Source organism: Baekduia sp. (genome assembly GCF_035685985.1).
Taxonomy (GTDB): domain Bacteria; phylum Actinomycetota; class Thermoleophilia; order Solirubrobacterales; family Solirubrobacteraceae; genus Baekduia.
Window position 1 is genome coordinate 119,824 of record NZ_DASRZV010000028.1, and the last position, 24,522, is coordinate 144,345.

24 protein-coding genes are annotated in these 24,522 nt (G+C 73.3%); 13 read left to right on the forward strand and 11 right to left on the reverse strand.

All coding sequences use genetic code 11. The annotated features are described in order from the left end of the window. Positions 1 to 10: 10 nt before the first annotated feature. From VFG42_RS18235 to VFG42_RS18250, 4 genes are read right to left on the reverse strand one after another with little or no spacing between them, the layout of a single operon-like run. The gene (locus tag VFG42_RS18235; RefSeq protein ID WP_324910201.1) at positions 11 to 454 is read right to left on the reverse strand and encodes a response regulator; all 444 of its coding nucleotides are present in this window, start codon (positions 452 to 454) and stop codon (positions 11 to 13) included. Then, the gene (locus VFG42_RS18240) at positions 451 to 2,019 is read right to left on the reverse strand and encodes a sensor histidine kinase (RefSeq protein WP_324910202.1); all 1,569 of its coding nucleotides are present in this window, start codon (positions 2,017 to 2,019) and stop codon (positions 451 to 453) included. Before VFG42_RS18240 ends, VFG42_RS18235 begins: the two co-directional genes overlap by 4 nt. Then, a complete protein-coding gene (locus VFG42_RS18245) occupies positions 2,016 to 3,230 on the reverse strand; it encodes a PP2C family protein-serine/threonine phosphatase (protein WP_324910203.1) in 1,215 nt (404 codons plus the stop codon). The genes VFG42_RS18240 and VFG42_RS18245 overlap by 4 nt, the downstream gene beginning before the upstream one ends. Before the next feature lie 31 nt (positions 3,231 to 3,261). Further along, complete coding sequence (locus VFG42_RS18250; RefSeq protein WP_324910204.1) at positions 3,262 to 3,813, reverse strand: orotate phosphoribosyltransferase; 552 nt, start codon at positions 3,811 to 3,813, stop codon at positions 3,262 to 3,264. Positions 3,814 to 3,835: 22 nt separating this feature from the next. Between VFG42_RS18250 and VFG42_RS18255 the strand changes: the two genes are divergently transcribed. Next, entirely contained in the window at positions 3,836 to 4,201 is a 366-nt protein-coding gene (locus VFG42_RS18255) for a hypothetical protein (RefSeq protein WP_324910205.1), read from the forward strand. Beyond that, positions 4,198 to 5,277 carry a carboxylate-amine ligase gene (locus tag VFG42_RS18260; RefSeq protein ID WP_324910206.1) on the forward strand — a complete coding sequence of 360 codons (1,080 nt, stop codon included), beginning with the start codon at positions 4,198 to 4,200 and terminating at the stop codon, positions 5,275 to 5,277. Before VFG42_RS18255 ends, VFG42_RS18260 begins: the two co-directional genes overlap by 4 nt. 91 nt (positions 5,278 to 5,368) lie before the next feature. On the opposite strand, the gene VFG42_RS18265 is transcribed toward VFG42_RS18260, so the two are convergent. The 4 genes from VFG42_RS18265 to VFG42_RS18280 are packed head-to-tail and all read right to left on the reverse strand — an operon-like array spanning position 5,369 to position 9,391. Continuing rightward, positions 5,369 to 6,409 (reverse strand): L,D-transpeptidase family protein, encoded by a 1,041-nt coding sequence (locus VFG42_RS18265; protein ID WP_324910207.1) that lies wholly within the window; start codon positions 6,407 to 6,409, stop codon positions 5,369 to 5,371. Between the two features lie 27 nt (positions 6,410 to 6,436). After that, on the reverse strand, positions 6,437 to 7,324 hold the full coding sequence (locus VFG42_RS18270; RefSeq protein WP_324910208.1) for a type II CAAX endopeptidase family protein: 888 nt from the start codon (positions 7,322 to 7,324) through the stop codon (positions 6,437 to 6,439). Positions 7,325 to 7,349: 25 nt separating this feature from the next. Next, positions 7,350 to 8,117: an HAD-IA family hydrolase gene (locus VFG42_RS18275; protein WP_324910209.1), complete on the reverse strand. Its 768-nt coding sequence runs from the start codon at positions 8,115 to 8,117 to the stop codon at positions 7,350 to 7,352. Continuing rightward, positions 8,114 to 9,391 carry a mannosyltransferase family protein gene (locus VFG42_RS18280; RefSeq protein ID WP_324910210.1) on the reverse strand — a complete coding sequence of 426 codons (1,278 nt, stop codon included), beginning with the start codon at positions 9,389 to 9,391 and terminating at the stop codon, positions 8,114 to 8,116. The genes VFG42_RS18275 and VFG42_RS18280 overlap by 4 nt, the downstream gene beginning before the upstream one ends. 9 nt (positions 9,392 to 9,400) lie before the next feature. Here VFG42_RS18280 and VFG42_RS18285 point away from each other — a divergent pair, with 9 nt between their 5' ends. From VFG42_RS18285 to thiL, 4 genes are all read left to right on the forward strand, one after another. Beyond that, the gene (locus VFG42_RS18285; RefSeq protein WP_324910211.1) at positions 9,401 to 10,180 is read left to right on the forward strand and encodes a mechanosensitive ion channel family protein; all 780 of its coding nucleotides are present in this window, start codon (positions 9,401 to 9,403) and stop codon (positions 10,178 to 10,180) included. A 188-nt stretch (positions 10,181 to 10,368) separates the two neighbouring features. Continuing rightward, on the forward strand, positions 10,369 to 12,576 hold the full coding sequence (locus VFG42_RS18290; protein WP_324910212.1) for a transglycosylase domain-containing protein: 2,208 nt from the start codon (positions 10,369 to 10,371) through the stop codon (positions 12,574 to 12,576). Positions 12,577 to 12,654: 78 nt separating this feature from the next. Further along, a complete protein-coding gene (infA, locus tag VFG42_RS18295; protein ID WP_028074128.1) occupies positions 12,655 to 12,873 on the forward strand; it encodes a translation initiation factor IF-1 in 219 nt (72 codons plus the stop codon). Between the two features lie 55 nt (positions 12,874 to 12,928). Further along, positions 12,929 to 13,915 carry a thiamine-phosphate kinase gene (gene thiL / locus VFG42_RS18300; RefSeq protein ID WP_324910213.1) on the forward strand — a complete coding sequence of 329 codons (987 nt, stop codon included), beginning with the start codon at positions 12,929 to 12,931 and terminating at the stop codon, positions 13,913 to 13,915. Between the two features lie 212 nt (positions 13,916 to 14,127). Here the strand turns inward: thiL and VFG42_RS18305 are convergent, their stop codons facing one another. After that, positions 14,128 to 14,844: a class E sortase gene (locus VFG42_RS18305; RefSeq protein ID WP_324910214.1), complete on the reverse strand. Its 717-nt coding sequence runs from the start codon at positions 14,842 to 14,844 to the stop codon at positions 14,128 to 14,130. Between the two features lie 3 nt (positions 14,845 to 14,847). Next, complete coding sequence (locus VFG42_RS18310) at positions 14,848 to 16,638, reverse strand: hypothetical protein (RefSeq protein ID WP_324910215.1); 1,791 nt, start codon at positions 16,636 to 16,638, stop codon at positions 14,848 to 14,850. A 24-nt stretch (positions 16,639 to 16,662) separates the two neighbouring features. Between VFG42_RS18310 and VFG42_RS18315 the strand changes: the two genes are divergently transcribed. Genes VFG42_RS18315 through VFG42_RS18335 form a run of 5 tightly spaced genes read left to right on the forward strand, consistent with a single transcriptional unit; the run spans position 16,663 to position 22,767 of the window. Further along, on the forward strand, positions 16,663 to 17,379 hold the full coding sequence (locus VFG42_RS18315) for a response regulator transcription factor (RefSeq protein WP_324910216.1): 717 nt from the start codon (positions 16,663 to 16,665) through the stop codon (positions 17,377 to 17,379). A 55-nt stretch (positions 17,380 to 17,434) separates the two neighbouring features. After that, the gene (locus VFG42_RS18320) at positions 17,435 to 18,847 is read left to right on the forward strand and encodes a HAMP domain-containing sensor histidine kinase (RefSeq protein WP_324910217.1); all 1,413 of its coding nucleotides are present in this window, start codon (positions 17,435 to 17,437) and stop codon (positions 18,845 to 18,847) included. Further along, the gene (locus tag VFG42_RS18325) at positions 18,844 to 19,998 is read left to right on the forward strand and encodes a S1C family serine protease (protein WP_324910218.1); all 1,155 of its coding nucleotides are present in this window, start codon (positions 18,844 to 18,846) and stop codon (positions 19,996 to 19,998) included. Before VFG42_RS18320 ends, VFG42_RS18325 begins: the two co-directional genes overlap by 4 nt. A 13-nt stretch (positions 19,999 to 20,011) precedes the next feature. Then, positions 20,012 to 21,304, forward strand: coding sequence for a glycosyltransferase (locus VFG42_RS18330; RefSeq protein ID WP_324910219.1), 1,293 nt, complete (start codon positions 20,012 to 20,014; stop codon positions 21,302 to 21,304). After that, entirely contained in the window at positions 21,301 to 22,767 is a 1,467-nt protein-coding gene (locus VFG42_RS18335) for a trehalose-6-phosphate synthase (protein ID WP_324910220.1), read from the forward strand. Before VFG42_RS18330 ends, VFG42_RS18335 begins: the two co-directional genes overlap by 4 nt. Positions 22,768 to 22,781: 14 nt before the next feature. Here the strand turns inward: VFG42_RS18335 and VFG42_RS18340 are convergent, their stop codons facing one another. Further along, the gene (locus VFG42_RS18340; protein WP_324910221.1) at positions 22,782 to 23,300 is read right to left on the reverse strand and encodes a hypothetical protein; all 519 of its coding nucleotides are present in this window, start codon (positions 23,298 to 23,300) and stop codon (positions 22,782 to 22,784) included. Between the two features lie 100 nt (positions 23,301 to 23,400). Here VFG42_RS18340 and rpsF point away from each other — a divergent pair, with 100 nt between their 5' ends. Both rpsF and VFG42_RS18350 read left to right on the forward strand, forming a co-directional pair. Then, positions 23,401 to 23,790, forward strand: coding sequence for a 30S ribosomal protein S6 (gene rpsF, locus VFG42_RS18345; RefSeq protein ID WP_324910222.1), 390 nt, complete (start codon positions 23,401 to 23,403; stop codon positions 23,788 to 23,790). A gap of 212 nt (positions 23,791 to 24,002) precedes the next feature. After that, on the forward strand, positions 24,003 to 24,491 hold the full coding sequence (locus tag VFG42_RS18350) for a single-stranded DNA-binding protein (protein WP_324910223.1): 489 nt from the start codon (positions 24,003 to 24,005) through the stop codon (positions 24,489 to 24,491). Positions 24,492 to 24,522 lie beyond the last annotated feature (31 nt).

Consider the following 24,522-nt stretch of genomic DNA (forward strand, 5'->3'; position numbering starts at 1 on the left):
AAGGGGAAGTCTAAGAGGGGAGGCGAACGACGGAGACGAAGAAGTCGTCGATCTGCCTGACGATCGACACGAAACGCTCGAAGTCGACGGGCTTGGTGACGTAGGCGTTGGCGTGCAGCTGGTAGCTCTTGAGCACGTCCTCCTCGGCCTCGGAGGTCGTCAGGACGACGATCGGGATCGTGCGCAGGTCGGCGTCCTGCTTGACCTCGGCGAGGACCTCGCGGCCGTCCTTGCGGGGCAGGTTGAGGTCGAGCAGCACGAGGTCCGGGCGGGCGGCGTCGGCGTGCTCGCCCTGGCGGCGCAGGTAGTCCAGGGCCTGCTCGCCGTCGGTGACGACGTTGAGGTTGTTGTGGACCTTGTTGTACTCGAAGGCCTCGCGGATGAGCAGCACGTCGCCGGGGTCGTCCTCGACGAGGAGGACCTCGATCGGCTGGCCGGCGGGTCGGGGCGTCATGGGGTCGGGTCGCTTTCGTCGTCGTCGGGGATCGGGAGGGTGAAGCGGAAGGTGGAGCCGTGGCCGGTGGCGTCGTCGACCTCGGAGGCGGACTCGTCGCGATCCAGCCAGATCTGGCCGCCGTGGAACTCGACGATCTTCCGGCCCATGGCCAGGCCGATGCCGGTGCCGGTGAACTCCTCCTTGGGATGCAACCGCTGGAAGATCACGAAGATGCGCTCGGCGTGGCGCGGCGCGATGCCGATGCCGTTGTCGCTGACCGTGAAGACGTAGTCCTTCTCGCCGCGGACGGCGCGGACCCGGATCTCGGGCGTCATGCCGTCGGACCGGAACTTGATGGCGTTGCCGATCAGGTTCTGCAGCAGCGCGCCCAGCAGCGAGCGGTCGCCGCGCACGACCGGCAGGTCGGCGACGTCCACGTGCGCGCCGGACTCCTCGATCGCCGCCGCGAGGTTCTTCAGCGCGTCGGCGGCCGCGTCGTCCATCGACACCAGCGCGCGCTCGGCGCCGAGCCGCCCGACGCGCGAGAACGCCAGCAGGTCGTTGATCAGCACCTGCATGCGCTTGGCGCCGTCGACCGCGAACTCGATGTACTGGTCGGCGCGCTCGTCGAGCTGGCCCTGGTAGCGGTGCTGCAGCATCCCCGTGAAGCTCGCGACCTTGCGTAGCGGCTCCTGGAGGTCGTGCGAGGCGACGTAGGCGAACTGCTCCAGCTCGGCGTTGGAGCGCTGCAGGTCGCGCGTCTGCTCCTCGAGCTGCGCCCGGGCGTCGTTGACGACCTCCAGCTCGGCGAGGATCCGCCGCCGCATCGACTCCACGTCGGTGCTCAGCCCCTGGATGTCGCGCGGGCCGGTGATCGCGACCGGATGCTCGAACTCGCCGCGGGCCACGCGCCGCGCGTCGCGCGCCAGGCGCGACAGCGGGTTGGCGATCGTCCGACGCAGCACGAGCGCCGCGACGGCGGCGGCCGCCAGGATCAGCAGCGCGGTGAGGAGCCCCGACCACGTGGCCGCGGTCGCCGCGTGGCGCAGCTTGGTGCGCGCCGACGCGCGCTCGGCCACGAGGTCGGCCTGCAGCTGCCCGAACGCGCCGCGGACCTGGTCGAACAGCCCCTTGCCCTGGTCCAGGCTCGGCACGTTCTTGGAGTCCTTGCCCTCGCGCCCGACGATCAGGATCACCGGGTCGGCGTAGAGCAGGTGCCAGGTCGTGGACGCCAGCCCGACCGCCTGCAGGTTCTCGGCCAGGCGCGGGACCTTGCCGCTGGCGACGACCGCGTCCAGCCGGGCCCGCGCGGTCACCGCGTCCTTGCTTCCCTGCCGGTAGGGAGCGAGGAAGTCGTCGGTGCCGCCGCTGGCGTAGCCGCGCACGCCGGTCTCCTCGTTGACCAGCGCGGTGATGTAGACCTGCGCGGCCACGCGCGCCGGGTCGACGCGGTCGACGACCTGCACGCGCGCGTCCCCGAGCCGTTGCAGCATCAGCAGCGTGATCGCGATGCCGACCAGCGCGGCCAGCACCAGGCCGCCCGCCGTCAGCGCCAGCCACTGGCCGCTGCGCAGCCGACTCATGGCCGCGCGGTCACGGCCAGGACGGCCACGTCGTCGGTCAGGTCGCCGCCGTTGAGGCGCTCGGCCGTGCCGATCAGGCGGTCGATCAGCGCGCGCCCGGACTCCTCGTGGCCCGAGCCGGCGCCGACCAGCTCGACCAGCCGCCGGACGCCGAGGCGCTCCGGGCCCGCGCCCGTGCGGCCCTCGATCAGCCCGTCGGTGTAGAGGACCAGGCGCCAGGCGGCAGGCAGCGCGACGGCCACCGGCTCCCAGCCCAGCCCGGCGCCGATCCCCAGCGGCGGGCGCCGCGGTGGACCGGGCAGCTCGCGGGCGCCGGCCGCGTCGCCGTCGCCGTCGCCGTCGCCGGGCACCAGGATCGGCAGCGGGTGGCCCGCGACGCGCGCGATCGCGCGCTGCCGGTCGGGCGTGACGCTGACCATGCACGCGGTCGCGAAGATCTCCTCGGACACGCGCTCGTGGACGAGCACCTCCTCCAAGGTGGAGAACAACGTGTCGCCCGCCGGGCCGCCGAGCACGAGCGTCCGCCACGCGATCCGCAGGCAGACGCCGAGCGCGGCCGCGTCGGGGTCGTGGCCGCAGACGTCGCCGACGAGCATGTGCAGCGTGCCGTCGGAGGCCTCGACCACGTCGTAGAAGTCGCCGCCCAGCAGCGCGCGCTCGCGCCCCGGCCGGTAGCCGGTGGCGACCGAGACGCGCGCGTCGGAGACCAGCGGCCGCGGCAGCAGCCCGCGCTCCAGGCGCGCGTTCTCCTCCGCGGCCAGCGACGCGGCGGTCAGCTGTGCCTGGACGGACTCCGCGCGCTGGCGCTCGACCGCGTAGCGGATCGATCGCGCCAGCAGCTCGCCGTCGACGCGGCCCTTGACGAGGTAGTCCTGCGCGCCCGCGGCGACCGCCTCCAGCCCGCGCGCGGTGTCCGACAGGCCGGTGAGCACGAGCATCGGGACGCCGGGCGCGGCCTCGCGCAGGCGGTGCAGCGCCGCCAGGCCGTCGGCGTCGGGCAGGCCGAGGTCGAGCACCACGCAGGCGACGTCGCCCGGCAGCCGCGCCTCGGCCGCGGTGACCGTGCGCTCGCGCGCGACCGCGACGTCGAGGTCGGACATCGACAGCAACTCCTCGAAGAGGAACGCGTCGCCGTCGTCGTCCTCGACCAGCAGGACGCGCAGCGTCGCGGCGGAGATCACCTCCGTTCGGCCGGGTCCGGCGGGATGCACCGCGCCAACCTACACGCGTACGAACGCGCGTTCAGCTTCGATCCGGGCGATCGGGGTACACCTGGTCGATCGTGGCGCACGGGTAGAACGGCGCGCCGGCCTCCACCTCGATGCGCTCCGCGCCGCCCGCCAGCCGATCGAGCACCGCGACGACGCCGACGATCTCGTGCCCCGCCTCGCGGACGGCCTCGATCGCCTGGATCGTCGAGCCGCCCGTCGTGACGACGTCCTCGACGATCAGGCAGCGCTCGTCGGCGTCCAGCGTCGGACCTTCGATCCGCCGCTGGAGCCCGTGCTGCTTGGTCTCCTTGCGCACGAAGAACGCCTTGCCGTCGAAGCCGCCGGCCAGCGCGGCGCAGGCGACGGGGTCGGCGCCCATCGTCAGGCCGCCCGCGGCGGTGGCGCCCCACTCGGCGGCCTTGGCGGCGACGATCTCGCCGAGCGCGGCGAAGCCGGCCGGGCGCAGGATCGCGCGCTTGGCGTCGACGTAGTACTGCGCGGTCAGGCCGCTGGTCAGCACGACCTCGCCGAGGACGAGGGCGTGGGTCCGTAGTTCGTCCACCAGGCGTTGGGTCGCGTCCATGTGCCGCCGTACTCTATTGGGCGTGATCGAACGGGCTCTGCGCTTTGCCGCTGTCGCGTGCAGCCTGTTGGTCATCGCCGGATGGGGCTGGTTCGCCATCGACCAGACGAGCGCCGCGTCGGCCAACACGCAGGCCGAGATCGCCGGTCAGGCGGCGTCGCGGACCGTGAGCCCGGATCCCGACACCGAGCGGGAGCGCGAGAAGGTCAACTCCAAGCTCCACGAGACGATCGACGACGCCAACGACGTGCTGCTGCGCCCGTTCGCGTCGGTGACGGAGGACAGCGGCAGCAAGTGGATGCGGCGCTCGATCCCGGCGCTGCTCGCGCTCATCGTGTACGGCTTCGGCCTGGGGATCCTGGCGCGCGTGGCCGCCGGCCGCTGGTGAGCGGCGCCTTCGGGCGCGCCTTCGCCCTCGGGGTGGAGGAGGAGCTGCTGGTCGTCGACCCGGCGACGCGCGCGCTGCGCCACACGGCCGCCGACGTGCTCGCGGGGATGCGGGTTCCGGCGGGCGCGGGCTCCGCGCACCCGGACACGTTCGCGGCGCTGGTGGAGCTCGCCTCGCCGGTGGCCGCCACGCCCGAGGACGGCGTGCGCGCGATCGCGGCGCTGCGCGCGCGGGCGCTCGCCGTGCCCGGCACCGGCCTGATCGGCGCGGGCGTCCACCCCGACGGCGCGTTCGGCGACGTCGTCCACGTCGACGAGCCGCGCTACCACGAGATCCACGCCCAGCTGCGCGGGCTGCTGCGCCGGACGCCGACCAGCGCGCTGCACGTCCACGTCGGGATGCCGGACGCCGAGACCGCCGTCCACGTGGGCAACGGCCTGCGCGAGTGGCTGCCGCTGCTGCAGGCGCTGGCCGGCAACTCCCCGTTCTGGCACGGCGTCGACAGCGGCCTGGCGACCGCGCGCGCCCAGCTCTTCCGCGGCTATCCGCGCGGCGACATCCCGCCGGCGTTCTCGTCCTTCGACCACTTCGAGGAGACCGTCGCCGCCGTGGTCGCCGCCGGCGACGCGCCCGACTACACGTTCCTGTGGTGGGACATCCGCCCGCACCCGCGCCTGGGGACCGTCGAGGTCCGGGCGATGGACGCCCAGTCCTCGCTGCGCACGGTCCACGGGCTGGTCGCGCTCGTCGCGGGGCTGGCCCGCGCGGCGGCCGAGGCACCCGTGCCCGCCCGCGGCTGGTCCCCGCGCGAGGCACTGGAGGAGTCCTCGTTCCGCGCCGCCCGCGACGGCGTCCACGCCACGCTGCTGCACGACGGCGCCCTGCGGCCGGTCGCCGAGATCGCCGCCGACGCGCTCGCCCTCGCCGGCACCGACCCCGCCCTGGAGGAGATCACGCGCCTGCTCCACGACGGCGCGGGCGCCGACCGCCAGCGTACGGCGTTCGCGCGCGGCGGGATGAACGCGGTGCTGGAGCTGCTGGCCGCGGAGACGGCCGACCTCAACCCGTACGTGTAGGCACCGCCACGGCCGTAGGTCGCGGGCGATCCAGCGCCGGCCGGGGCGCGAGCACGGCCGCGCTCGCGCCGTGCCGGCCGCCCGCGACCTACTACAGATAGACGTCCACGGTGTCGCCGTAGGAGATCCAGTTGAAGATCGAGACGGCGTCCGGCACCGGCGTGCGTAGGCAGCCGTGGGACGCGGCGTAGACCGGGACCTCGACGTAGCCGTGGATGCCGTAGCCGCCGTGGAAGTACGACGTGAACACCATGCCCTTGGCGTTGGTGCCCGGGGTCTTGGAGTACACCTTGAACGTGCCCAGGACGGTCGGCGTCGAGGGCTTGCCCGAGGAGATCGGGTAGATGCGCTCGACCTTGGAGCCGCGGATCAAGGCCATCACCTGCAGCGACAGGTCGGCCTCGACGTGCTTGCCCTGGTTGGGGAAGCGCACCGGGTAGTGGCCGGCGCCCTTGGCCAGCTTGCGGAAGACGTCCTCGGAGGCGATCTGCGTGCGCGCCATGCCGGTGACCTTGCGGAAGGCCAGGACCGCGCGGGCGGTGCGCGCGTCATAGACGCCCTTCTGGCCGATCACGTAGCCCAAGGCCTTCAACTTGGTCTGCAGGACGCGGACGGCCAGGCCCTTGGAGCCCGGCGAGGCGCGCAGCGGCAGGACGTCGACGCCGCGGCCCTTGGCGACGAGCGTCGCGAGCTGGTCCGTCGCGCGGTGGCTGGCGCGGACCGTGATGTGCCCGGGCCGCTTGGCCGTGTAGCCCAGGACGAACGAGCCGCTGCCGCCCTTGGTCGACAGCACCGTCACCTGCTTGGAGGCGAGTTTCCTCTCGCCGCGGTAGAAGCGCACCACGACCTTCTGGCCGGGCACGTAGGGCTTGACCGTCCCGCGCACGCGGAAGCGGTCGCCGGCCAGGATCGACGCCGACCTGCCGTTGACCTTCTCCAGCGTGAGGCCGAGCGTCCCCTTCGCCGGCTGCGGCGCGGGCGGCGTCGTGGTCGGCGGGACCGTGGTGGTGGCGGGCGGCGCGGTCGTGCTCGCCGGCGCGGTCGTCGACTGCGCGACGGCGCTCCCCGCGGCGCCGAGCGCGGCCGCGGTCGTGATGGACAGGACGGCGGCGACGGCGATGCGGCGGTGCATAGGCGCGCCGAATCGTACCCGGCGCGGCTACGAGGGCACCGGATTGGCGCGCAAAGACTCGTCCCACGGCCAGGACCGCACGCCGAGCCACACCAATCCACCGATCAGCGCCAACGACGCGACGAGCGCGACCGGGATCTGCCAGCCCCAGTGCTGGTTGGAGCCGAGCGCGAACGTGTTGTTGACGCAGTGCAGCGCCATGCCCGGATACAGCGACCGCGTCTTCTCGCGGATGAAGCAGAGCCCGGCGCCGAGCACGGCCAGCGGCAGGATGAACGCGATCGGCGAGCCGAGCACGTGGACGAGCCCGAACATCAGGCCGGTCAGGATCGCCGCCGTCCAGAAGCCGTTGGAGCGCAGCGCGCCGAAGATGTAGCCGCGGAACAGGAACTCCTCGGCCAGCGGCGCGCAGACGCAGACGATGAACGTCACGCCGAGCAGCGCGAGCGTCGAGTCCGCCGCGCCGAGGTCCTCGACGATCGTGTCCTTGGTGCTGGTCTGGCCGATGATCGCCAGCCAGGCCGCGCTGACCGCGATGAACGCGACGTAGCCGCCGACCACGTACGCGAGCGCCACCTTGATCCGCGGCGGCAGCCGCAGGCCGAACTGCTCCTTGCGCGGCGGCGCGACCATGTTGGCGAACAACAGGGCGGCGGCGACGAAGCAGACGTCCTGCGCGATCGTCGAGAGGATCGAGACCGACGCGGGCGCGTCGTCCAGGCTCGCGCCGAACGGCGCGGCGACCAGCCCGATGACCAACGCGCACACCAGCGCGGCCGCGAACGCGGCCAGCAGCGCGGCGGGCGCGCTCCAAGAGGGCCACGGCGGGATGCGGTCGGTGTCCGGAACGCCGCTGGGGCGCTCCGGACGATCGGGCGGCGCGGGGTGGCCGAGGGGCGCCGGAACGGACGTCATCGCCACGAAGCGTAGGTCACCGCTCTCAAGACAGGATCAGCGCCGGCAGCCCGCGCAGATCGGGCAGGACCGGGACGCCGTCGCGCCGAGCCGGAGCGCGTTCGGCGCCGTCGCGGCCGACGAGCACGGGCGCGACGCCCGCCGCCCGCGCGCCCTCCACATCGACGGCCTCGTCGCCGACGTGGACGGCGTCGCCCGGCGTCACGCCGTCGCCCGCCAGCGCGAGCGCCCGCGCGAAGATCGCCGGGTCGGGCTTGGCGGCGCCGACCTCGGCCGAGGAGATCGCGCCGTCGACCAGGCGCGCCAGACCGGTCGCCGCCAACGCCTCGTGCAGCGACACGTCCCAGTTGGAGACGACGACCAGCCGCACGCCGCCGGCCCGCAGCGCGCGCAGCGCGTCCGGCACCTCGGGGTAGGGCGTGAAGCGCAGGCTCGCCAGCAGCGCGGCGCGCAGGTCGGGCACGGGCTCGGGGAGATGGCGCTGCAGGACGGCGGCGCAGCGGTCGCGCAGGTCGGCCAGCGCGGCCACGTCGCGCGCCTCGTGGTGATGGGCGCGGTAGTAGGCGATCTCCTCGCGCAGCGCGCCCGCCGCCACCTGCTCGGAGACCGTCACGCCCCGTCGCGCCAACGCGGCGACCAGCCGCGGCGCCGGCGGCTCGAGCGCCAGCAGCGTGCCGAGCGCGTCGAGGAAGACCGCGCGAGGCCGCCTCGTGTCGCCCGCCGCAGCGCGAGCGAGCCCCTGGGCGAGCTCGCGCCCGGACGCGAGCCCTCTGGGCGAGTCGTCGGCGCTCACGCCACCCAGTGCCACGTGGAGAACAGCGCCGCGCAGAAGGCCAGGCCCGCGCCGAAGACGCCGAGCACCAGCGCGCGCCGGACCGCGCCGCCGCGGGCCAGCCACCAGCCCAGCCAGATGAACAGCGGGTAGAGCACCGCCTCGAAGCGCGGCAGCGACATCAGCGGCTGGGGCGTCACCGGATAGGACAGCGGCAGCAGCAGCGCGCACAGCGCGTAGGCCCCGTGCGCGAGCGGCAGGCGCCGCAGCGCCCCGATCAGCGCCGGGACCGCGATCACCAGGCAGACGAACAACAGCAGGTTGTGGCGGCCGATCGCCATCGCGTCGCCGGCGGCCTTGTCGAAGTACAACGGCGGCGGCGGGCCGTGCACGAGCTGGCGCAGGCCGTCCCACGCGGCGGTCGCGCCGTCCCAGACGCCGGTCCACGGCCCCTTCAGCGCGCGGTGCCACGTGTCCTGCGCCGAGAACGGCGCGTCGGCGGGCTCGCCGGTCGCCGCCAGGTAGCCGACGTAGGCGGCCAACCCCAGCGGGACGACGCCGACCCACGCCAGCGACGGCCACCGCACCGCGGGCGTCGTGGGCGAGGGGTGGGATCGGCTCTCCCGGCGCGCGTCCCACCACAGCAGCGCCAGCGGCACCACCAGCAGCAGCCCGGCGCTGCGCGTCGCGGCGCCCAGCGCGCCGAGCACGCCGGCCAGCGCCCAATGGCGCGTGCGCGCCGCCAGCACCGCGCCGACCGACACCATCAGGAACAGCGACTCGCTGTAGGCCGCCGAGAACCACAGCGACCCCGGGAACAGCGCCAGCGCGTACACCGTCCAGCGCGCGGCGTCCGGCCCGACCTCGATGACCGCCAGCCGGTGCAGCGCGGCCATCCCCACCAGGAACGCCGCCATCGACAGCGCGATCGCGGCGATCAGCGCCGAGCCGCAGACCCATCCCAGGACCTTGACCAGCGCCGGGTAGAGCGGGAAGAACGCGGCGCGGTCCCCCGAGCCGCCGTAGCCGTCGCGCGCGATCTCCAGGAACCAGACGCTGTCCCAGCGCGCGGCGGGCGCGACGAGGTGGTCGCCCAGCGGGCCGAACGGCCGCGTCAGCCCCGCCGGGTCGAACGCGTGGGCGTGGGCCTCGTGGATCCCCCAGATCGCGATCGCGCCCAGGCCGGCGGCCCAGACCAGCAGCCGCGACGTCCAGAACGCGCGCCACGCGACCGCGAGGTCGTCCCGCCACGCGGCCCGCGACGGCGCTCGGCGCTCTTGTACGGTCACGCCCACGTGCCCCACATGCTCGCAGCCGCCGGCGATCAGTCGTTCTGGGATCGGTACAGCAACCTCTTCACCGCGATCGGCACGCTCCTCCTCGGGGCCGCGCTGATCCTGTTCGTCGACCGCTTCCTCGTCCACCGCGCGACCCGCCTGGCCAGCGCCGTCACCGGCGGCGAGGGCCTGTCCCGCGACACCGCGACGCGCCTGCGCTTCGCCCGCCGCGCGGTCGAGGCGGTGCTGGCGATCATCGTCATCGCCAGCGCGCTGTCGGAGTTCGGCTCGCTGGACCGGGTCGGCCGGACGATCCTCGCCTCGGGCGCGATCACCGCCGCGGTCGTCGGCTTCGCGGCCCGCCAGACGCTGGCCAACGCGATCGCGGGGATCATGATGGCGATCGTGCAGCCGGTCCGGATCGGCGACCTCGTGACCTTCGAGGACGAGACCGGCACCGTCGAGGACGTCGGCCTCACCTACACGTGGCTGCGCAACGGCGCCGACGCGCGGCTGGCGATCCCCAACGAGCGGCTGGCCGGCGGGATCATCCGCAACGACTCGATCCGCTCGGCGACGGTCGCGATCGAGATCTCGGTCTGGCTGGCGGCGGCCGCCGACGAGCGCCGCGCGCTGGAGGCGCTGCGGGCGCTGGACGGCGTCCGCGCCCGGATCGCCGACACCACGGCCGAGGGCCTGCGGCTGCTGGTGATGGGCGACCCCGGGCCGCCGTCCGAGCGGCTGGCGCGCGAGGCCGCGCTGCGCGAGCTGGCGCTGGGCACGTTGAGAGACGCGGGCGTCCGGTAGCGGGCGCCCGCCGGTTCGCCGGCGAAGGAAACGCGGGGCACGGCTAGAATGGTCTCCTCGCGAGGCGCGAGGGGCCCACCCCAGCCCCGGCCGGCGCCCGCTCCATGGACATGTCCCGCCGCGAACGACAGCGCCGACGGCGTCGCAACAAAGGTGGCCCCGCGCGGCCGCTGTTCCTTGCCTTCGGCGTGATCATCACGGTCGCCGCCGTCGGCGTGCTCGGCGCGGTCGGCTGGGTCGTCTCGGTCGCCAACTCCGCGCCCGACTTCGACACGATCAAGCCCCAGGACCAGGGCGCCGCGTCGGTGATCTTCGCCGCCAACGGCGACCGCCTCGGCTTCATCAGCTCCGACGTCCTGCGCACGCCGGTCACCGGCGGCCAGATCCCGCAGGTCGTCCGCAACGCGACCGTCGCGATCGAGGACCGCCGCTTCTTCGAGCACAAGGGCGTCGACTTCGAGGGCATCGTCCGCGCCGGCGTCAAGAACCTGGAGTCCAAGAAGGACATCCAGGGCGGCTCGACGCTGACGATGCAGCTGATCCGCAACCTGTACACCAAGGACACGGTGCGGACCGGCGTCGAGGGCTTCAAGCGCAAGATCCGCGAGGCCAAGCTGGCCGAGGAGCTGGAGAACAAGCACCCGGGCGTGCGCGGCAAGCGCTACATCCTGGACCAGTACCTCAACAACGTGCCCTACGGCACGGTCGGCGGCAAGACCGCGGTCGGCATCCAGGCCGCCGCGCGCATCTTCTTCGACAAGCCCGCCGACAAGCTGTCGCTCTCCCAGGCCGCGCTGCTGGCCGGCCTTCCCCAGGCGCCGTCGCTCTACAACCCGTTCCTGAGCGCCGCCCGGGCCAAGTCCCGCCGCAACGACGTCCTGCGCGCGATGGCCGACCAGGGCTACATCAGCCCCGCCCAGGCGAGCGCCGCGATCGCCAAGGGCCTCGGCGTCAAGCCCAACGGCTACTACTCCAAGCGGCGCGAGAGCTACTTCTACGACTACGTCAAGCAGCAGCTCGTCGACGAGTACGGGGCCAAGCGCGTGCAGGCCGGCGGCATGCACATCTACACGACGCTGGACCTGAAGATGCAGACCGCGGCGCGCAACGCGCTCGACAAGGCGGTCGCCGGGACCGACCGGTCCGGCGCGATCGTGTCGATCGACCCGCGCAACGGCGACATCAAGGCGATGGCGTCGACCGCGCAGTACGGCGAGCTGAACTTCAACCTGGCCACCCAGGGCGGCTACGCCGCGGGCTCGACGTTCAAGGTGATGGTGTTGATGGCCGCCCTGCGCAAGGGCGTCGACCCCAACAGCACCAGCTACACGTCGATGCCGCTGAAGTTCAACGACCCCAAGTACGGGCCGATCGACGTCCACACCTACTCCAACAGCTACATCGGGCGCGCGAACCTGGTCAAGGCGACGCTGACGTCCGACAACTCGATCTACGAGCAGCTCGACCTCGACGTCGGCCCCGACAACGTCACGCGCACCGCGCGCGACATGGGCATCAAGTCGCCGATGGAGAGCGTCCCGGCCGAGGGCCTGGGCGGCCTCAAGCACGGCGTCTCGCCGCTGGAGATGGCCAACGCCTACGCGACGATCGCCTCCAACGGCTGGCGCAACAAGGTCAGCGCCGTCACCAAGGTCTGCTTCCCCAAGAAGGCCGGCGGCTTCGACTGCAAGACCGAGAAGGCGCACCGCCACCGGGCCTTCGAGGACGGCGTCACCGCCGAGGCCACCAAGATCCTCAAGCAGAACGTCGAGGCGGGCACGGGCACCAAGGCCCAGTTCGGCTGCCCCGCCGCCGGCAAGACCGGCACGGTCGACGACTTCACCGACGCGTGGTTCGTCGGCTACACCCCGCGGCTGGCGTCGTCGGTCTGGATCGGCCACGCCAAGACGCGCACGACGCTGGGCAACGGCGCCGCGGGCGGCGAGGTCGCCGCGCCGATCTGGGGCGAGTACATGAAGACCGCCCACGGCAAGTTCTGCGGTGACTTCGCCAAGCCCAAGCACGCGTTCGTGTCCTCGCCGTTCTTCGGCAAGTACTCCAAGACCGGCGTCGAGGGCAACGACGTCGATCCGGGCAGCTACTCGACCGACCAGTCGGGCGCGACCGACCTGGAGACCGGCAAGAACAAGGGCAAGTCCACCAACGGCTCCACCTCGTACCCCAACGACCAGTACCAGGGCGCGCCGCAGACCAACCCGGCCGGCGGCACGGGGACGGGCACCGGCGGAACGGGGGCCGGGACCGGCGGCGGCACCGGCACGGGCGGCGGAACGGGCGCGGGCACCGGGACGGGCGGCGGCACCGGCGCCGGGACCGGAGCGGGCACCGGCGGGACGACCGGCGCCGGCGGCGGCACGGGCGCGCCCCCGCCGTAGCCACGGCCGCCCGGCCGGGTGGCCAGGCTTCACCAAAACCCTCCCATCGGCCCGCCCGGGTCCGGTACGGTCCGCGCGATGCCCAAGGAGGACAAGGTCGAGTTCGAGGGCGAGGTGGTGGAAGCGCTCCCGAACGCGATGTTCAAGGTGCAGCTCGACAACGGCCACGAAGTCCTCGGGCACGTCGCGGGCAAGATGCGCCGCTTCCGCATCCGGATCCTCCCCGGCGACCGCGTCCGGGTCGAGCTGAGCCCCTACGACCTCAACCGCGCGCGGATCATCTACCGCCACCGCTGAAGGGCGAAGACCCGCCGGCGGCTCCTTCCCGCCGCCTCCGGTACCGTCGCGACACGTGGGGGAACTGGACGTCATCGCCGCCTTCCAGCGGCTGCTCACCAACCGCTCTGAGCGCGTCGTGCGCTGGTCGGGCGACGACTGCGCGGTCGTGCGCGCGCGGCCGGCGCAGGCGGTGTCGATCGACGCGATGGTCGACGGCGTCCACTTCCGGCTCGACCTCGACGACGTCACCCCCGCCGACGTCGGCCGGCGGGCGCTGGCGGGCGCGCTGAGCGACCTGGCCGCGATGGGCGCCGATCCGGGCGAGGCCTACGTCGCGCTCGGGCTGCCCGACGGCTTCGGCGCCGACGCGACGCTCGCGCTGGCGACCGGGATGGAGGAGCTGGCCGCGGCGACCGGCACGACGATCGCCGGCGGCGACGTCACGCGCGCGCCCGCGCTGACGATCTCGATCACGGTCGTCGGCTGGGCCGACGACGCCGACGCGCTGGTCGGCCGCGACGGCGCGCGCCCGGGCGACGCGGTCGTCGTGACCGGTGCGCTGGGCGCCAGCGGCGCCGGGCTGGCGCTGCTGCTCGGCGACGCGCGGGTCACCGACCCCGCGACCCGCGCCGCGCTGCTGCGCGCGCACCTGCGCCCCGAGCCGCGCCTGGAGGCCGGGCGCGCGCTGGCGGCCGGCGGCGCGCACGCGCTGATCGACCTCTCCGACGGTGTGGCCACCGACGCGGCGCACGTGGCGCGGGCGAGCGGCGTCCGGCTCGACGTGGACCTCGACGCGCTGCCGGTGGCGCCCGGCGTCGCGGAGGTCGCGGCCCAGCTGGGCCGGCCGCCCGGCGTGCTGGCGGCGACGGCGGGCGAGGACTACGAGCTGCTGGCGTGCGTCGCGCCCGAGGCGGTCGACGCGCTGGCGGCGGCGCTCGCGCCGCTGCCGCTCACCGTGGTCGGCCGCGTCGTCGCGGCCGGGAGCGACGGGCCGGGCCTCAGCCTTGCGGGCGCCGGCTCGGCGCCGACGCTGCGCGGTCACGAGCACCGCGTCGGTTGACCGCCGGCGCGTCGGCGCGCCGGGCGGCCGCGTGGCGCAGCATCGCCTCCGCGACCAGGTGCGCGTCGATCACGTAGGTGTCGTGCTCGAGGCGCTCCTTGAGCTCTTTGACATACATCTTGCGTTCCGTCCCTTCGGCCCCTTGGAGGTTTTGCATCGGTTCGGGAGGGCCGCGTGGTGAAGTTCGGTGACGCCAACTCCGACGTTCGTCCTCACCGAGCGAGGCCGAGCGGGTCGACCTTGGTCAGACGACTGACAACGACGATCCGCTGGGCCGCGCTGAACAGCGGATGGCAGGCCGAGAGCACCAGCCGGTCGTAGCCGACGTCGCGCAGCACCTTGATCGCGTCGGGCGACACGATCCGCGTGCGCTGGACGCGGTAGGTGAACGTCGCGTAGGGCATCTTCACCGTGATCCGGTCGCCGGGCTTCAGGTCGTCGACGTGCCGGAACGGCGCCAGATAGGTCGTGCGGTGCCCGGCGATCGCCGACGTCCCGCCGACGCCGGGCAGCGGTGTGTCGTCGAACGTGCCCGGGCCCTTGCGCAGGTCCGCCGGGTCGGAGCCCTTGACCATCACGAAGTCGGCGCCGAGCTTGGGGATCACCAGGCGGCCGATCGCGTCGCCGGGCGCGGTGCGCCGCTGCAGCGAGCGGGCCAGGAACGCGATCCGGCGCCGCTGGTCGTCGATGCCCGACAGCACGCGCCGCTCGATCGGCGACGGGCCGGTCGCCTCCAGCTTCTTGAGGTCCTTGGCCAGGCCGTGCTGGCGGACCTTGGTCTGGAGCGCGGTCAGCGGCTCCTGCCACAGCAGCGTCGCCGCCGCGTCGGCGAGCACCAGCACGCCGACGGCGATCAACACGGTGGACAACCCGTGCAGGAGCCGACGGCGACGCTCGCCGCGGCCCGGCTTCGCCGTCACGACCGCCATCGCCTAGCGCCGGGGCGTCGTCGACGACGTCCCGCCCAGCGACCCGGGCCCGGCGTAGGTGACCGGCCCGCGGACCGTGATCCGGTCGGGGTCCTCGTCCCGCGGACGGCGCTTGCGGATCGCCACCAGCGCGGCGGCCACCACGCAGCCCCAGAACAGCGACCACAGCACCCACGCGCCGACCGGGACGTGGCCGCCGGCGACCAGCAGCGTCCAGAACCAGACCCCGTGGAGGGGGTCGAGGTCGAACGCGCGCGCGTCGACCCACCAGGTCAGCGCCAGCGGGAACAGCGCGAGGACCACCATCGCCAGCGCGGCCGGCCGCGGCCAGCGCAGGTCGGGCGTGAGCGACCACGGCCACAGGTGCACGGCGGGGACGACGAGCATCGCCGCGTAGGGGTTGTTGAACCAGATCGCCGCGGCGACGACCGTCGACAGCAGCGTGATCGCGACGGTCGCGCCCGGGCCGTCGGGCTCGCTCCGGCGCAGGCGCGCGGCGCCCGAGGCGTGCAGCAGCGCGGCGCGCGCGACCAGCCAGCCGAGCGCGAAGACCAGGACGATCGACAGCAGCGCCGCGATCGCGCCGACGCCGAGGTCGAGGTTGGCGCCGGGCACCGGCGCGCCGGGCGCGTGGATCAGCCCGGCCGTCGCCAGCACGCGCGCGAAGATGCACGCCAGCACGAACGGGATCCCGCCCGCCAGCGCCCAGACGCCCCACGGCCCCATCGGCTCGTGGCGGCGGCGCAGGCGCGCGAGCGCGTCGATGCCCATCAGCAGCGGCGGCAGCAGCAGCGTGCCGACGAGCAGGCGCACCGCCCAGCCGGGCAGGACCTTGCCGCGGATGACGAGGTCGTCGCGCGGCGGCTTGGCGTAGTCGCGGAAGTTGTCCAGCGCGTAGAGGACGCGCAGCGTCGTGCGGCCCAGGCGCGTCATCCGGCGCTCGTCCAGCGGCGCGTCGCGAGCGGCCGGCCGCTCGCCGGTCGGCGACAGCAGCACCGCGGGCTTGCCCGCGCGCAGGAACGGCCCCTGCTCGCCGATCGTCGCGGGGACCGCCATCCGCAGCCACTGCACCGCCGCGCGCGGCGCGCCGGGCTCGGCGCCGAGCTCGGTGTCCACCGCGCGCTGCACGGTCGCCTGGAGCTGCACCGGCGCCTGGCCGTGGCCGTTGGAGAACGGCACGACGAACGGGCGGCGCGTCGTGGCGGCCGCGACCGGGCCGAGCACGATGACCGCGTCGGCGGTCTCGGTCAGGCGCTTGGCCTCCTCGGAGGCGCCGGTCGCGCCGACACCGCCGCCGGAGGTCGAGATGAACGTGATCGTCCGGCGCAGGCGCCCGTCGGCGGCCACGCGCGCCAGCTCCAGCAGCGCGGCGGTGGCCGACAGCTCGGCGCGCGCCGGGTGCGCCTTGTCGCTCTGGGCCGCGTCGCGGTGCGCGACGACGACCACGCCCGGGCCCGGGACGCCGGGCCGCGTGGCGATCACGTCGACGAGGTCGCGCTTGCCGTCGACCGTCGTCGCGCGGTAGTGGTGCTCGGACACCTCGCCCGGCACGGACTGGCGCAGCTGCCGCGCGACGTAGGTCGCCAGCGCGTCGTCGCCCGGCGAGCCGGCCCGCCGCGCCGGGAACTGGTCGGCGAGCGTGTCGAGCGTCTGGCCGGCCCGGATGCCGTCGAACGCCTCGGTCGAGAGCGTCGTCCCGATCGCCCGAGGACGGTCCTGGAGGGAGAACGCGGCGACCAGCAGCGCGAGGATCACGGGCACGAACGCGACGCGATAGAGGCGCGGGTCGAGCATCCACCTACAGTGTGTCTCATCGCGATGGCCGAGCGTGCACCGAGAATCCTGCTGGCCGACGACGAGCAGTCGATCCAGACCCTGCTCTCGTTCCCACTGCGCAAGGACGGCTACGAGGTCACGACGGCCTCCGACGGCCGCGAGGCGCTGGCGCGCTTCAACGAGGGCAAGTTCGACCTCGTGGTGCTCGACGTGATGATGCCCCGCATGGACGGGCTGGAGGTCTGCCGCCGCATCCGCGCGCGCAACACGGTCCCCATCATCATGCTGACGGCCAAGGCCGAGGAGATCGACAAGGTCCTCGGGCTGGAGCTCGGCGCCGACGACTACATCACCAAGCCGTTCTCGCTGCGGGAGTTCCGCTCGCGCGTGCGCGCGGCCCTGCGCCGCGCGGGGATGCAGACGCAGGCCGAGCCCGACTCCGAGGACCAGCCGCTGGCCGTCCACGAGCTGGAGATCGACCCGGCCAAGCGCGCGGTGCGCGTGCGCGACGGGGGCGTCGACCTCACGTTCGTCGAGTTCGAGATCCTCAACGCGCTGGCGCGCAACCCGGGCCGGGTCTTCACGCGCGACATGCTGCTGACGCGGATCTGGGGCGACAGCGCCTACCGGGACCCGCGCACGATCGACGTCCACATCCGCCACCTGCGCGAGAAGCTCGAGAAGGACGCCAAGGACCCTGAGTACCTCTTCACGGTGCGCGGGGTCGGCTACCGCTTCCGTGACGAAGCCGCGCGATAGACCGCGATCGCGGGCGCGCAGCCCGCTCGCGCGGTTGTAGGAGACTTCGCCGTCGTTGAGATCGCTGCGCACCCGCCTCGCGCTGTCGCTGTTCGTGATCGTCCTCGGGGCGGTCGCGATCGTCGGGCTGACCGTGCTGCGCGGTCTGAGCGACGCGCTGCGCGACGAGGCGCTGCACAACCTCCAGAACCAGGCGATCCGCTACTCGCGCGGGATCGACGTCGCGATCGACCGCGGCGACACCGCGCGGCGGATCGACCTGCTCGTCCGCGACGCGGCCGACAACGCGACCGCGCGCGTGACGCTGCTCGGGCTCTACACCTCCCAGGGCGACCTGCGCACCTACCCCAAGTCGGACTCCACGCGGCAGGTGGAGATCCGCGACCTGTCGTTCGACGTCGCGATCGACTCGGCGCAGTCGCGCAAGCCGCGGACGGCGATCGAGGCCGGCGACGCGGGCCGCGTCGGCGAGGCCGCGATCCCGTTGATCTACAAGGACCCGCGCACGAAGAAGCGCACGGTCGGGTCGGTCGTCGTGTTCTCGCGGCCGCTGACCGACGTCGACGACGACGTGCGCGTCGTGCGCGAGCGCGTGCTGCTCGGCTCGCTCGTCGCGCTGGTCGTCGCCGCGCTGGGCGCCTGGATGATCGCGCGCGGCGTCGCGCTGCGCGTGCGGCGGCTGGAGGTCGTCGCCGACCGCGTCGCCGACGGCGACCTGACCGCGCGCTTCCCGGTCGAGTCCTCCGACGAGCTCGGGCAGCTGGCCCAGACGCTGGAGCAGATGCGCCGCCAGCTGGCCGAGCTGGACGACGCGCGCAAGCGCTTCATCGCGACCGCCTCGCACGAGCTGCGCACGCCGCTGTTCTCGCTCGGCGGGTTCCTGGAGCTGCTGGAGGAGGAGGACCTCGACGAGGAGGACCGGGCCCGGTTCGTGTCGCAGCTGCGAGGGCAGGTCCGGCGCATGCAGGACCTCGCGACCGGCCTGCTGGACCTGTCCAAGCTGGAGGCCGGGTCGCTGGAGCTGCGGCGCGAGCGCACCGACCTCGGCGAGGTCGCGCGGACGGTCGCCGACGAGTTCGCGCCGGCGCTCGTCGCCCACGAGTCGCACCTGGAGCTGCGGCTGCCGCCGGTGCCCGTGGTGGTCGGCGACGGCGACCCCGAGCGCATCGCGCAGGTGCTGCGCATCCTGATCGACAACGCGCTCACGCACACGCCTCCGGGGACCGATCTGGTGGTGTCCGCATCGCGGCGCGGGGAACGAGCGCGTCTGGGAGTGGGGGACTTCGGACCGGGTATCCACCGGACCATGCTCCCGCGGATCTTCGAGCCGTTCGTGACCTCCGACGACGCGCAGGGCTCGGGCCTCGGCCTGGCGATCGCGCGTGAGCTGGCCGAGCGCATGGACGGGCGCCTGGCGGTCGACTCCCAGCCGGGGCGCACGACGTTCACGCTGGAGCTGCGGGCATGACACGCCCGTGGCGGGGCGCGGTGACCGCGCTGGCGGCGTGCGCGGTGCTCGCGGCCGCGGGCTGCGGCGGCTCCTCGTCCAAGGACGACGGCGGCACCACGGCGACCGCGGCCCCCGGACGCACGCAGGTCGTCGCCGGCGACGGCGCCGCGGCCGCCTTCGACCCGCAGGCGGTGTACAAGAACGACTCCGAGGGCGTGGTCACGATCCTGGCGGCCGAGTCCGGCGGCCAGGGCGGCCTGGGCTCGGGCTTCGTGATCTCCGACACCGGCGAGATCGCCACCAACGCGCACGTCGTGACGACCGGCGAGGGCGCGTCGATCCACAAGGCCTCGGAGGTCTTCGTGCGCTTCGGCGACGGCAACCAGGTGTCGGGCACGATCGTCGGCTTCGACCCGTTCAGCGACGTCGCGCTGGTGCGCGTCGCCCCCCAGGGGCTGACGCTGAGGCCGCTGACGCTGGGGTCGATCGACGACGTCACGGTCGGCGAGCCGGTCGCGGCGATCGGGTCGCCGTTCGGCGAGGAGCAGTCGCTGTCGGTCGGGGTGATCAGCGCCACCGATCGGTCGATCGAGTCGCTGACCGGCTTCGCCACGGTCGGCGCGCTGCAGACCGACGCCGCGATCAACAGCGGCAACTCCGGCGGTCCGCTGCTGGACGGCCGCGGGCGCGTCCTCGGGATCAACTCGCAGATCCGCTCCTCCAGCGGCTCGGGCAGCGGCGTCGGGTTCGCGGTGCCGGTCGACGTCGTGAAGCGGTCGCTGGACCAGCTGCGCGAGACCGGGACCGTGGAGTACCCCTACCTCGGCGTCTCGACCTCCGAGGTCTATCCGCAGCTCAACGCCTACTACCACCTGGGGACCGACCACGGCGCCTGGATCCAGGTCGTCGTCCCGGGCGGTCCCGGCGACAAGGCGGGGCTGCGGGCGGGCACGACGCGCTCGACCTTCCAGGAGCAGCCCTGGCGCGAGGGCGGGGACATCATCACCAAGGTCGGCGACCAGGACGTCCGGACCGACACCGATCTGGCGCGAGCGCTGGAGGACAAGGCCCCGGGCGACGAGGTGCGGATGACGATCGTGCGCGGCGGCAAGACCGAGGTCGTGCCCGTGACGCTCGGCACACGACCGCTCCAGTCGCCGCGCGGCTGAGTAAGGTCGTCTCGTGCTCCAGCCGGTCACCCTGGGGTCCAAGACCCTCGCCGACTACACCCACATCTTCGGCCGAGATGAGATCGCGGAGATCCGCGAGCTGGCCGAGCCGCTGCGCGGCGCGCGCGTGGTCCACGTCAGCGCCACGGCGTTCGGCGGCGGCGTGGCGGAGATCCTCTACACGCTGGTGCCGCTGATGAAGGACGTCGGCATCGACGTCGAGTGGCAGATCATCTACGGGCGCGAGGAGTTCTTCAACGCGACCAAGCTGATGCACAACGCGCTGCAGGGCGCTCCGGAGGGCCTGACCGACGAGCAGTGGGACGTCTGGCGCCGGTACAACGAGATGAACGCGGCCGAGCTGCCCGGCGGCTGGGACGTCGCGATCGTCCACGACCCGCAGCCCGCCGCGCTGTTCCCGCTCGTCCCTGAGAAGGCGCGCGGCTGGGTATGGCGGTGTCACATCGACCTGTCGACGCCGCACGAGGACACGATCGCCCGGCTGCTGCCCTACATCCAGGACTACCCGCAGACGCTGTTCCACATGGAGCAGTACGTGCCCGCGGGCCTGAACGGGAAGGTGAACGTCGTCCCGCCGGCGATCGACCCGCTCGCGCCCAAGAACATGGCCTTGTCGCCCGACGACGCCGCCTACGTGTGCTCGCAGTTCGGCATCGACGTCGACCGGCCGCTGATGGTGCAGGTGTCGCGCTTCGACCCGTGGAAGGATCCGCTGGGCGTCATCGACGCCTACAGGTTGGTCAAGGAGACGGTGCCCGGCGTCCAGCTGGCGCTGGTCGGCTCGATGGCCTCGGACGACCCCGAGGGCTGGGACTTCTACAACGCGACCGTCGCGCACGCCGACGGGGATCCGGACATCTTCATTCTCAACAACTTCAACAACGTGGGCGCCATCGAGGTCAACGCCTTCCAGTCGCAGGCCGACGTCGTCGTGCAGAAGTCGATCCGCGAGGGCTTCGGGCTGACGGTGTCCGAGGCGCTGTGGAAGGGCCGCCCGTTCGTGGGCGGGGACGTCGGCGGCATCCCGCTCCAGGTCGAGCAGGGCGTCAGCGGCTACCTGGTGAGGTCGCCCGAGCAGTGCGCGGCGCGCTGCGAGGACATCCTGCTGGATCCCGCGCTGGGCAAGGCGCTGGGGCGGCGTGGCAAGGCGCACGTGCGCAAGCACTTCCTGACGCCGCGGTACCTGCGCGACTACCTGAAGATCTTCACGGAGCTGTTGGAGGCGGGCGACGGCGCCGCCGGAGCGGGCGCGGCATCGGTCTCCGACGAGGAGGACGCGGCATGAGCGGCAGCAGCGATCGCCCGCTGATCCTGGTCAGCAACCGCGGCCCGGTCACGTTCGACGAGGAGGGCGGCTTCAAGCGCGGGACCGGCGGCCTGGTGACCGCGCTGACCGGCCTGGCGTCGCACCGCGAGGTCGTCTGGATCGCCTCGGCGCTGACCGACGGCGACCAGAAGCGGGTCGAGGAGGCCGAGGGGCGGTCCTTCGAGGTCGACACGGCCGGCGAGGGGACCTTCCAGGTCCGCATGGTCGTCAGCGACGACGAGGCCTACGACCGCTTCTACAACATCTTCGCCAACCCGATGTTGTGGTTCATCCAGCACTACCTCTGGGACCTGAGCAACGCCCCGGACGTGCGCCGCCACGAGATCGAGGCCTTCGAGTTCGGCTACAACGTGGTCAACGAGGACCTGGCCAAGGCGGTCGTCGAGGAGATCGAGGGCGTCGAGGAGCCGGTCGTGATGGTCCACGACTACCACCTCTACACGCTGCCCGGGCTGATCCGGAAGGCGCGGCCCGACGCGTTCCTGCATCACTTCGTCCACATCCCGTGGACCCAGCCCGACGCCTGGCGCGTGCTGCCCCGCGGCGTGCGCCGCGAGATCTACGAGGGCCTGCTGGCCAACGACATCATCGGCTTCCACACGCGGTCCTACCGCTGGAACTTCCTGCAGTGCTGCCGCGACCTGATGGAGTTGGACGTCGACTTCGAGAACGGCGTCGTGCGCTTCGAGGACCGCGAGGTCTGGGTGCGCGCCTACCCGCTGCCGATCGACTCCCAGGCGATCCAGCGCAACGCGACCGGCAACGAGCGCGTCGCGGAGTTCGAGGCCGAGATCCTGCGCCGACGCCGCGAGCACCTGGTGCTGCGCGTCGACCGCGCCGACCTGTCCAAGAACGTCCTGCGCGGCTTCACCGCGTTCGACCTGTTCCTCGAGCAGCACCCCGAGTTCCGCGAGAACGTGACGTTCGTGGCCCAGCTGATGCCGTCGCGAACCGACGTGCCGGAGTACGCGGAGTACCTGGAGCGCATCGAGGCGATCGTCGCGGTGGTCAACCACCGCCACGGCACGCCGGACTGGATGCCGATCCAGCTCAAGCTCAAGGACGACCTCGACGACGCCATCGCCGCCTACAAGCACTACGACGTGCTGCTGGTCAACGCGATGTTCGACGGGATGAACCTCGTGGCGAAGGAGGGCCCGATGGTCAACGAGCGCCACGGGGTCTCGATCCTCAGCGAGAACACCGGCGCCCACGAGGAGCTGGGCGAGTTCGCGCTGAGCGTCAACCCCTTCGACATCCAGGAGCTGGCGGACTCCATCCACGCCGCGCTGACGATGGCCCCCGGCGAGCGCGAGCGCCGCGCCAAGGGCCTGCAGGCCATCATCACCTCGCGCGATCCGGGCGACTGGATCGACGAGCAGATCAAGGACATCCGCAAGAAGCGCGGCGTCGAGGCGTAGGGCGCCGTCCGGGCTCAGGGGCGGAACTCCGCGGCCGGCGAGGCGCGCGGGGTGGGCCGCCAGGTGGGGACGGCGCCGGCGCCGGGCGCTGCGCCGGCGGGGGCGCCGGTGGTGGTCGCGGCGGCCGTGGTCCTCGGCGCGGTGGCACGGCGCCGCCGCGCCGCGGTCCGGCGCCGCCGCTGCGCGCGCGTGGCGGTCGCGTGCCTGGCGGCGCGACGCAGCGCGGCCTTGCGCCGGGTGGTCTCGTGCCGGGCCTTGGCGGCCCTGCTCACCGTGCGCGCGGGAGCCGCGGCGGGCGCGTCGTCGTCGCCGCGCTGCCCCTCCGCCGCGCCCGGCGGGGACGGGTCCTCCTGCCGGCCGGCAGCGTCGTCCGCGTCGCCTCCGGCCACCGTCGCCGGCTCGGTCAGCGCGGGCGGCAGCGCGTCGTCGTGGGCCTTCAGGCGCGGCCAGGCCAGCGCGAGGACGGCAGCGAGCAGGAGCGCCGCGGCGCGCGCGACGTTGGCCCAGCGGATGCGGTGAACGAGGTCGGACATAGGGACGGTCAGGTCCGAGCGTCTGCAAGTTCGCCCCCCAGAGGTCCTTGGCCGAACGGTTGGCGCTATAGTCCTCCGTCGCCCCCGGGGCCTTTTTCTCATGCCTGCACAGAACCCCACCTACGACTTGATGCTGCTGCTCGACACCTCGGCCGACGAGGACCAGCGCAGCAAGGTGCTCGCCGAAGCCGAGCGCATCCTCGAGACCAACGACGCGTCCGTCGTCAGCAAGCACGACTGGGGCGTCCGTCGCACGGCGTTCGAGATCCGGCACAAGAACGACGCCGAGTACCACCTGCTCCAGTTCGAGGGTGGCCCGCAGGTCCCCGCCGCGCTGGACCGCTACCTCCGGATCGCCGACGGCGTCGTGCGCTTCCGCGTCATCAAGCTCCGCGGCGGCGCCGGCAACGTGCCGGACCTGACCGCGTCGGCCTCCGAGCCCGTCGCCTCCGAGGCGCCGGCCGAGGCCGCGCCCGCCGAGCGCCTCTAAGCGCGGACACCGCAACCTTCGTCTCGCTCTCGCAGCGTCGCCGTCCGGCGGCGCTGCTGTCGTTCTGGGGACCGGATCGCGGCACCGCCCGCGCGATCTCTCACGGTCCCGCGCACAAACGCCCCCAGCTTGCGGGAAGAACGACGTTGGCGTCGGGACCGGCCCCTAGACTCGCCGCCAGACTTCAAGTTCGCCCCCGAAAGGAGCCCGTCGTGGCCGCCTCCAACATCAACCGGGTCGTCCTGACCGGCAACCTGACCTTCGATCCCGAGCTGCGCTCGCTCCCCAGCGGCACCTCCGTCTGCCGTCTGCGCATCGCCGTCAACACGCGCCGCAAGAACGGCGCGACCGGCGAGTGGGAGGACAAGCCCAACTACTTCGACGTCACCGTCTGGGGCGCTCAGGGCGAGAACTGCGCGCGCTACCTCGCCAAGGGCCGCCCGGTCGCCATCGACGGCCGCCTGGAGTGGCGCGAGTGGCAGGACAAGGAGACCGGCAAGAACCGCTCGTCGGTCGACATCATCGCCGAGACCGTCCAGTTCCTCGGCGGCCGCGACGACAACGCGGGCGGCGGTGGCGGCGGCTTCACCCCGCGCTCCGACGTCCCCGTCGACACGTCCGACTTCGGCGCCCCCGCCGCCGCGCCGCAGCCGGTCTCGACGCCCGTCTCCGCGCCGGCCGACGACGACATCCCCTTCTAGGTCTCCTGCCGCGGGCCCGTCCCCGCACGCT

Excerpts from the sequence above, each read along its gene's own strand:
- VFG42_RS18235 (WP_324910201.1), bottom strand. The coding sequence starts at position 454 with ATGACGCCCCGACCCGCCGGCCAGCCGATCGAGGTCCTCCTCGTCGAG.
- VFG42_RS18335 (WP_324910220.1), top strand. The coding sequence starts at position 21,301 with ATGAGCGGCAGCAGCGATCGCCCGCTGATCCTGGTCAGCAACCGCGGC.
- VFG42_RS18325 (WP_324910218.1), top strand. The coding sequence starts at position 18,844 with ATGACACGCCCGTGGCGGGGCGCGGTGACCGCGCTGGCGGCGTGCGCG.
- VFG42_RS18265 (WP_324910207.1), bottom strand. The coding sequence starts at position 6,409 with ATGCACCGCCGCATCGCCGTCGCCGCCGTCCTGTCCATCACGACCGCG.
- VFG42_RS18240 (WP_324910202.1), bottom strand. The coding sequence starts at position 2,019 with ATGAGTCGGCTGCGCAGCGGCCAGTGGCTGGCGCTGACGGCGGGCGGC.
- VFG42_RS18305 (WP_324910214.1), bottom strand. The coding sequence starts at position 14,844 with ATGGCGGTCGTGACGGCGAAGCCGGGCCGCGGCGAGCGTCGCCGTCGG.
- infA (WP_028074128.1), top strand. The coding sequence starts at position 12,655 with ATGCCCAAGGAGGACAAGGTCGAGTTCGAGGGCGAGGTGGTGGAAGCG.
- VFG42_RS18285 (WP_324910211.1), top strand. The coding sequence starts at position 9,401 with ATGCTCGCAGCCGCCGGCGATCAGTCGTTCTGGGATCGGTACAGCAAC.
- VFG42_RS18250 (WP_324910204.1), bottom strand. The coding sequence starts at position 3,813 with ATGGACGCGACCCAACGCCTGGTGGACGAACTACGGACCCACGCCCTC.
- VFG42_RS18340 (WP_324910221.1), bottom strand. The coding sequence starts at position 23,300 with ATGTCCGACCTCGTTCACCGCATCCGCTGGGCCAACGTCGCGCGCGCC.
- VFG42_RS18310 (WP_324910215.1), bottom strand. The coding sequence starts at position 16,638 with ATGCTCGACCCGCGCCTCTATCGCGTCGCGTTCGTGCCCGTGATCCTC.
- VFG42_RS18315 (WP_324910216.1), top strand. The coding sequence starts at position 16,663 with ATGGCCGAGCGTGCACCGAGAATCCTGCTGGCCGACGACGAGCAGTCG.
- rpsF (WP_324910222.1), top strand. The coding sequence starts at position 23,401 with ATGCCTGCACAGAACCCCACCTACGACTTGATGCTGCTGCTCGACACC.
- VFG42_RS18270 (WP_324910208.1), bottom strand. The coding sequence starts at position 7,324 with ATGACGTCCGTTCCGGCGCCCCTCGGCCACCCCGCGCCGCCCGATCGT.